This window comes from Streptomyces alanosinicus, from assembly GCF_014650595.1.
Classification (GTDB): domain Bacteria; phylum Actinomycetota; class Actinomycetes; order Streptomycetales; family Streptomycetaceae; genus Streptomyces; species Streptomyces alanosinicus.
This window is the reverse complement of record NZ_BMVG01000125.1, coordinates 1-2,073: the sequence shown is the minus strand read 5'-3', so window position 1 is coordinate 2,073 and position 2,073 is coordinate 1. Positions and strand designations below refer to the sequence as shown.

2 protein-coding genes are annotated in these 2,073 nt (G+C 69.4%); both read left to right on the top strand.

Annotated features, from left to right (window positions below; genetic code table 11):
• Positions 1 to 440, top strand: a 440-nt coding sequence (locus IE277_RS46550) for a transposase (protein ID WP_229882603.1), incomplete at its 5' end; no start/stop codon positions are given.
• Positions 441 to 529: 89 nt separating this feature from the next.
• Positions 530 to 2,005 (top strand): NF041680 family putative transposase, encoded by a 1,476-nt coding sequence (locus IE277_RS46545; protein WP_373311026.1) that lies wholly within the window; start codon positions 530 to 532, stop codon positions 2,003 to 2,005.
• The last annotated feature ends 68 nt before the right edge of the window (positions 2,006 to 2,073 follow it).

Sequence of the window (2,073 nt, the reverse complement as noted above, 5' to 3'; positions counted from 1 at the left end):
CCGCCGACAATGTCCGCACCGTGGGTTTTCCCCCGCGAGAGCTCCACGACCTGCAACTTCACGTCCGCACGGAACAACAGACGCCCGAGTGGAAGGCCCGCTACGCGGTCCGCTCAGGAGTGGAGAGCACGGTCAACGAGTTCGCCCACGGACACGGCATGCGCCGCTGCCGCTACCGAGGACAGGGAAGGGCCCACATCCAGCACGTCCTGACGGCCATCGCCGTGAACATCGAGCACCTCAGCGGACTGTCACCGACCGAGGAACCCCCGACACCCCGCCGGCCGACTGCCTTCAAGGACTACCTCGACCAGCGTGAGATCCCCCGGCTGAAGTCCCGGCGAACCCTGGGCAGCCGACCCCGGCGACTCCAAGATCCCCGACAAAGTCAAGCTGAGCTTGACGTTTATGGTCCGGCGTCGAACGCGGCTCGAACTTGATCGGCGTTTTCGCAGTTCAGCGGACGTGAAGGCGGCCTTCGTCTGATCCTGTGCTCCGTCACAGAGTGGATCAGCGCGAAGGCCGTGTCGTGAGTCCGGTGCATCAGGATGTCCTGCGGGATGCGTTCGCGGAAGTGTCACGCTTCCGGACAGAGTTGTACGCGTGTCTGACCGCGCGGGGCGACGCGCTGTTCGAGTTGTGCGACGCGTTGCTGTGCACGGACGGGCCGGTGCGGACGCTGGTCGATCTGGCCCTCGCGCCGGAACACCGCCGCGGGCACGGGGCTCTCTACGGCGGTCTCAACCAGGGGCGGATCGACGTGGCCCGGCTGCGCCGCGCACTGGCCTCGGTGCCGTTGCCGCGGGCGGCGGACGGCCGGATCGTGCTGGCCGCGGACGTCTCGCCGTGGCTGCGGCCGGACGCCAACACCTGCCCTGACCGGGCCTTTTGCCACACGTTCGGCCGCGGAGGGGCGAAGCACCAGATGATCCCGGGCTGGCCCTACTCGGTCGTGGTCGCGCTGGAAACCGGCCGGACCTCATGGACGGCGGTACTGGACGCGGTCCGCCTGGACCCCGGCGCCGACGTCGCCGCGGTGACCACGGTCCAGCTCCGCGAGGTCGTCGAACGGCTCGTCGCCGCCGGCCAGTGGAAGCAGGGCGATCCCAACGTCCTGGTCGTGCTGGACGCCGGATACGACGCGCCCCGCATCGCCCACCTGCTGGGCGACCTGCCCGTCGAGGTCCTGGGCCGACTGCGGTCGGACCGGGTGATGCGCCGGCCGACGCCCTCGCTCAAGGAGTACGCCCTGTCCTATCCCCAAGGCGGGCGACCGCCGAAACACGGCGGTGAGTTCGTCTTCGGCGACCCGGCCACCTGGGGCGCCGAGCAGGCCGTGACGGTCACCGACACCCGCCGCTACGGGAAGGCGACCGCCCAGGCATGGGACCGGCTCCACCCGAGACTGACCCGGCGGGCGGCCTGGCTCGACCACGAAGGGCCGCTGCCCATCATCGAGGGCACCGTCATCCGCCTCGCCGTGGAGAAACTGCCCAGCGGCGGAGTGAACAAGCCGCTCCGGCTGTGGTGGTCGGGCACCGCCGCCACCACGACGGACCTCGACCGCTGCTGGCAGTCCTTCCTGCGACGCTTCGACATCGAGCACATGTTTCGCCTGTTCAAGCAGACACTCGGACGGACCAGGCCCCGGCTCCGCAGCCCGGAGGCGGCAGACCGGTGGACCTGGCTTGTGATCGCCGCATACACCCAGCTCCGGCTCGCCCGCCCGCTGGCCGCCGATCTACGGCGTCCCCGGGAGAAGCCGGCCGAGCCGAACAGACTGACACCCGCCCGCGTCCGACGAGGGTTCAGGAACCTGCGAGCGAAGACCGGCTCTCCAGCTGGTGCACCGAAACCGTCCCGCCCCGGGCCCGGCCGACCGCCCGGCTCGAAGAACCGCCATCTGGCCACCCGTCATGACGTGGGCAGAGTCCTCGTGACCGGCGAGGCATACAGCCGACCTGCTCACCACAAGGTCGGCACGAAACCCCGCCGCACTGGATAAACGACAAGCTGAGCTTGTTCCTTATCGTCGGGCCTGGCCGTTTGGTCACTCTTTGGAGTGATCGCAGG